The organism is Pseudomonas sp. UBA6315, from assembly GCF_002438125.1.
Classification (GTDB): domain Bacteria; phylum Pseudomonadota; class Gammaproteobacteria; order Pseudomonadales; family Pseudomonadaceae; genus Aquipseudomonas; species Aquipseudomonas faucium.
Map to the genome: position 1 here is coordinate 1 of NZ_DJTF01000192.1, position 5,515 is coordinate 5,515.

Consider the following 5,515-nt stretch of genomic DNA (forward strand, 5'->3'; position numbering starts at 1 on the left):
GCAACGAGCACTACGACACCGCGCGTGGCGTTCAGTATGTTCTGCAGCGCTACAAAGAGCTGAAGGACATCATCGCGATCCTGGGTATGGACGAACTGTCCGAAAGCGACAAGCAACTGGTAGCCCGCGCTCGTAAGATCCAGCGCTTCCTGTCGCAGCCGTTCTTCGTGGCCGAAGTCTTCACCGGCTCGCCAGGCAAGTACGTGTCCCTCAAAGACACCATCGCTGGCTTCAGCGGCATCCTCAAAGGTGACTACGACCACCTGCCAGAACAAGCGTTCTACATGGTCGGCAGCATCGACGAAGCGATCGAGAAAGCCAAGAAACTGTAATTCCTGCGCCCCGCAAGGGGCGCTATCAGGTTGAGGCAAGCAGATGGCTATGACAGTCCATTGCGATATCGTCAGCGCGGAAGGAGAGATTTTCTCCGGCCTGGTCGAGATGGTGGTTGCGCACGGTAACCTGGGTGATCTTGGTATCGCTCCAGGCCACGCGCCGCTGATCACCAATCTGAAGCCTGGTCCGATCACGCTGACCAAGCAGGGTGGCGCCCAAGAGGTGTTCTACATCTCTGGTGGTTTCCTCGAGGTTCAGCCGAACATGGTCAAGGTGCTTGCCGATACCGTGCAACGTGCTGCAGACCTGGATGAAGCTCAGGCCCAGGAAGCCCTCAAGGCTGCCGAAAACGCCCTGAGTCTGAAAGGCGCGGACTTCGACTACAGCGCCGCCGCCGCACGTCTGGCCGAGGCCGCAGCCCAGCTGCGTACCGTCCAGCAAATGCGCAGAGGCAAGTAATCGGCCCCTGGCTGATCACTTCTGTAGCGATTGAGTAAAAGGGTAGCCTCGGCTACCCTTTTTCTTTTTCCGTTTTTCCCTCCCGGTCATTTCACTGACCACCCAGGATTGGTAGCCAGTCAATGTCACTCGATATCGTTATTCTCGCCGCCGGCCAAGGCACCCGCATGCGCTCGGCGCTGCCCAAGGTGCTGCATCCGGTCGCCGGCAATTCCATGCTTGGCCATGTTATCCACAGCGCGCGCCAGCTTCAGCCGCAAGGTATCCATGTGGTCATTGGCCACGGTGCCGAACAAGTGCGCGAGCGCCTGGGTGCTGACGACCTCAATTTCGTGATGCAGGACAAACAGCTGGGTACCGGCCATGCCGTGGCCCAGGCGCTGCCGGCGATCACCGCCGACACGGTGCTGGTGCTGTACGGCGACGTGCCGCTGATCGAAGTGGAAACCTTGCAGCGGCTGCTGGCCAAGGTCGGTGACACGCAACTGGGCCTGCTCACCGTCACCCTGCAGGACCCGACGGGCTACGGCCGCATCGTGCGTGACGGCAACGGGCAGGTCACTGCCATCGTCGAGCACAAGGATGCCAGCGAAGCGCAGAAGGCGATCAAGGAAGGCAACACCGGTATCCTCGCCATGCCTGCTGCGCGCCTGGCCGACTGGATGGGGCGCCTGTCGAACAACAACGCCCAGGGCGAGTACTACCTGACCGACGTCATCGCCATGGCGGTCAACGATGGCCTGGTGGTCGCGACCGAACAGCCGCACGACCCGATGGAAGTGCAGGGCGCCAACGACCGCCGCCAGCTGTCCGAGCTCGAGCGCCATTACCAGCTGCGCGAAGGCCGCCGGCTGATGGCCCTGGGCGTCACCCTGCGCGACCCGGCGCGCTTCGATGTGCGCGGCGAAGTGACCGTTGGTCGGGATGTGCTGATCGATATCAACGTGATCCTCGAAGGCAAGGTGGTGATCGAGGACGACGTGCAGATTGGCCCCAACTGCGTCATCAAGAACAGCACGCTGCGCAAAGGCGTGGTGGTCAAGGCCAACAGCCACCTCGAAGGCGCGGTGATGGGCGAGGGCAGCGATGCCGGCCCGTTCGCTCGCCTGCGCCCGGGCAGCGTGCTCGACGCCAAGGCCCATGTGGGTAACTTCGTCGAACTGAAGAACGCACACCTGGGCGAGGGCGCCAAGGCCGGGCACCTGACCTACTTGGGCGATGCCGAGGTAGGCGCGCGCACCAACATCGGCGCGGGCACCATCACCTGCAACTATGACGGCGCCAACAAGTTCAAGACGGTGATGGGCGAGGACGTGTTCATCGGCTCCAACAACTCGCTGGTGGCGCCTGTGGATATCAAGGATGGTGCGACCACGGCAGCGGGGTCGACCGTTACCCAGACTGTCGAAGCGGGTGAGCTGGCAGTGGCACGGGCGCGTCAGCGCAATATCTCGGGGTGGAAGCGCCCGGAGAAGATCAAGAAGAGCTGAGTTATACACAGCTGTTTCGATCGAAAGCCGACTTGTGTGAATAAGTCGGCTTTTTTATTGGGCGATGGAGAGGGGGAGGGCTTTGCCCTCCTTTCGCGACACAAGGCCGCTCCTACAGACCAGCCCCCCATAATCTTATCCACAGGTCAGAGGCAGCTTGACGAAACGGTCATCTTAGGTTTTGATTGCAACCATTATCTTTCGAAACGAAACTTAAGCGCCCATGTCGAAACGCAACACACCCCAACGCCGCCATAACATCCTGGCCCTGCTCAGCGAGCAAGGCGAGGTGAGCGTGGATGCCTTGGCCAAGCGCTTCGAAACCTCGGAAGTCACCATCCGCAAGGATTTGGCAGCGCTGGAGGCCAACGGCCTGCTGCTGCGTCGCTATGGCGGGGCGGTACCGGTGCCACAGGAAATGCTCGGCGAGTCGGCCCAGCCCGTGTCTGCCTACAAGCGGGCCATTGCCCGCGCTGCTGTCGCACGCATCCGTGAACACGCACGCATCATCATCGACAGCGGCAGCACCACCGCCGCCATGATCCCGGAACTCGGCCGCCAGCCAGGCCTGGTGGTGATGACCAATTCGCTGAACGTGGCGCGCGCCATCAGCGAACTCGAACACGAACCCGTGCTGCTGATGACCGGCGGCACCTGGGACCCGCACTCCGAATCGTTCCAGGGCCAGGTCGCCGAGCAGGTACTACGCTCCTACGATTTCGACCAGCTGTTCATCGGCGCCGATGGCATCGACCTCAGCCGCGGCACCACCACCTTCAATGAACTGCTCGGCCTCAGCCGGGTCATGGCCGAGGTGGCCCGCGAGGTGATCGTGATGGTCGAGTCGGACAAGGTCGGGCGCAAGATCCCCAACCTCGAGCTGCCCTGGGGCAGCGTGCACACCCTTATTACAGACGAACGCCTGCCCGCAGCGGCACGCGAACACATTCAAGCTCGCGGCATCAACCTGATCTGCGCCGCGATCAGCCAGGAGAAATAACCATGTGTGGAATCGTTGGTGCGGTAGCCGAGCGCAATGTCACCGCCATCCTCATCGAAGGCCTCAAGCGGCTTGAGTACCGTGGCTATGACAGCGCCGGCCTGGCTGTCTACACCCAGCAGGGCGAGCTGCAGCGTCTGCGCCGCATTGGCAAGGTCGCCGAGCTGGAAGCCGCCAATACTGCCGAGCCGCTGGTCGGCCAGCTGGGCATCGCCCACACCCGCTGGGCCACCCACGGCGCGCCGACCGAAGGCAATGCCCACCCGCATTTCTCCGGCAACGAAGTGGCGGTGGTGCACAACGGCATCATCGAAAACCACGAAGAGCTGCGTGAAGAGCTCAAGGGCCTGGGTTACGTGTTTGCCTCGCAGACCGACACCGAGGTCATCGTCCACCTGATCCACCACACCCTCAAGACCATCCCGGACCTGGCCGACGCCCTCAAGGCCGCGATCAAGCGCTTGCACGGCGCCTATGGCCTGGCGCTGATCAGCGTGAAACAACCTGACCGCCTGGTGGCCGCGCGCAGTGGCAGCCCGCTGGTGATCGGCCTGGGCCATGGCGAGAACTTCCTGGCCTCCGACCAGCTGGCGCTGCGCCAGGTCACCGACCGCTTCATGTACCTGGAAGAGGGCGATATCGCCGAGATCCGCCGTGACCAAGTGAAGATCTGGGACCAGGCCGGCAACGCCGTGCAGCGCGAAACCGTGCAGTACCACGAAGGTGCCGAAGCCGCCGACAAGGGCGCCTACCGCCACTTCATGCTCAAGGAAATCCACGAGCAGCCGGCCGTGGTCCAGCGCACCCTGGAAAGCCGCCTGGGCAACGACCACGTGCTGGTGCAGGCCTTCGGCCCGCAGGCTGCCGAGCTGTTCGCCAAAGTGCGCAACGTGCAGATCGTCGCCTGCGGCACCAGCTACCACGCCGGCATGGTCGCCCGTTACTGGCTGGAGAGCCTGGCGGGTATCCCATGCCAGGTCGAAGTGGCCAGCGAGTTCCGCTACCGCAAGGTGGTGGTGCAGCCCGACACCCTGTTCGTGTCGATCTCCCAGTCTGGTGAAACCGCCGACACCCTGGCCGCCCTGCGCAACGCCAAGGAGCTGGGGTTCCTCGGCAGCCTGGCGATTTGCAACGTCGGCATCAGCTCGCTGGTGCGTGAATCCGACCTGACCCTGCTGACCCTGGCCGGCCCTGAAATCGGCGTGGCCTCGACCAAGGCGTTCACCACCCAGCTGGTCTCGCTGATGCTGCTGACCCTGGCCCTGGGCCAGGTGCGTGGCACCCTCGAAGCGGGCGTGGAAGCGGAACTGGTGGAAGAACTGCGCCGCCTGCCAGCCCGCCTGGGCGAAGCATTGGCCATGGACGCCACCGTCGAGAAGATCGCCGAGCTGTTCGCCGACAAGCACCACACCCTGTTCCTCGGCCGTGGCGCCCAGTACCCGGTGGCGATGGAAGGTGCGCTCAAGCTCAAGGAAATCTCCTACATCCACGCCGAAGCCTACCCAGCCGGCGAGCTCAAGCATGGCCCACTTGCACTGGTGGACAACGACATGCCGGTGGTTACCGTGGCGCCGAACAACGAGCTGCTGGAAAAGCTCAAGTCGAACCTGCAGGAGGTGCGTGCACGCGGCGGCGAGCTGGTGGTGTTCGCCGACGAGCATGCCGGCATGAGCAATGGCGAAGGCACCCACGTGATCAAGGTGCCGCACATCTCCGATGCCCTGGCGCCGATCCTCTACACCATCCCGCTGCAGCTGCTGTCGTACTACGTTGCTGTACTCAAAGGGACTGACGTCGACCAGCCGCGTAACCTGGCCAAGTCGGTGACGGTGGAGTAAGGCCAGGTATTCCTGGAACTTGGGTGTTTTTGAATAATAAAGGTTGTCACAAAACAATAAAGGTTGTCACAACGTAATAAAGGTTGTCACAAGGCAGGCTCTGACCGCACATCGGGCCGGAGCCAGGCCTTGAAGATTCGGGTGACAATCCTCTACTCACCGCTGTGACTGTTGTCCTGGCTTAGCCCGCTCTCTGGGGTGTCCCCCTGTGCACGACACCTGTCCTCGTCCCGGTCGAGCGGGTCGCCCAATTTTGAGCGACTCGAACAATGGCATCCATGCCCATAGCTCCGGTCAAGGCTGCACATCGCAAGCTGATGACCCAGGTGTGGGATGCAAATAAAGGTTCATTCGTATAAATAAAGTATCATCCGTATAAATAAAGTTTCATT

The 5,515-nt window shown here is 62.2% G+C and carries 4 protein-coding genes and 1 pseudogene; all 5 read left to right on the top strand.

The annotated features are described in order from the left end of the window. Window positions 1-332: pseudogene (locus B3E94_RS23570) on the top strand (F0F1 ATP synthase subunit beta); the annotation flags it as partial. Between the two features lie 43 nt (window positions 333-375). Continuing rightward, window positions 376-795: a F0F1 ATP synthase subunit epsilon gene (locus B3E94_RS23575; RefSeq protein ID WP_176511767.1), complete on the top strand. Its 420-nt coding sequence runs from the start codon at window positions 376-378 to the stop codon at window positions 793-795. Window positions 796-917: 122 nt separating this feature from the next. Then, window positions 918-2,285: a bifunctional UDP-N-acetylglucosamine diphosphorylase/glucosamine-1-phosphate N-acetyltransferase GlmU gene (gene glmU, locus B3E94_RS23580; RefSeq protein ID WP_286915438.1), complete on the top strand. Its 1,368-nt coding sequence runs from the start codon at window positions 918-920 to the stop codon at window positions 2,283-2,285. A 223-nt stretch (window positions 2,286-2,508) separates the two neighbouring features. Then, window positions 2,509-3,285 carry a DeoR/GlpR family DNA-binding transcription regulator gene (locus tag B3E94_RS23585; RefSeq protein WP_286915439.1) on the top strand — a complete coding sequence of 259 codons (777 nt, stop codon included), beginning with the start codon at window positions 2,509-2,511 and terminating at the stop codon, window positions 3,283-3,285. Window positions 3,286-3,287: 2 nt separating this feature from the next. Then, window positions 3,288-5,123 carry a glutamine--fructose-6-phosphate transaminase (isomerizing) gene (glmS, locus tag B3E94_RS23590; protein WP_236236182.1) on the top strand — a complete coding sequence of 612 codons (1,836 nt, stop codon included), beginning with the start codon at window positions 3,288-3,290 and terminating at the stop codon, window positions 5,121-5,123. Window positions 5,124-5,515: the final 392 nt, after the last annotated feature.

What these genes read in the sequence shown, in the direction of transcription:
- glmS (WP_236236182.1), top strand. Translation starts at nt 3,288, where the DNA reads ATGTGTGGAATCGTTGGTGCGGTAGCCGAGCGCAATGTCACCGCCATC.
- B3E94_RS23575 (WP_176511767.1), top strand. Translation starts at nt 376, where the DNA reads ATGGCTATGACAGTCCATTGCGATATCGTCAGCGCGGAAGGAGAGATT.
- glmU (WP_286915438.1), top strand. Translation starts at nt 918, where the DNA reads ATGTCACTCGATATCGTTATTCTCGCCGCCGGCCAAGGCACCCGCATG.
- B3E94_RS23585 (WP_286915439.1), top strand. Translation starts at nt 2,509, where the DNA reads ATGTCGAAACGCAACACACCCCAACGCCGCCATAACATCCTGGCCCTG.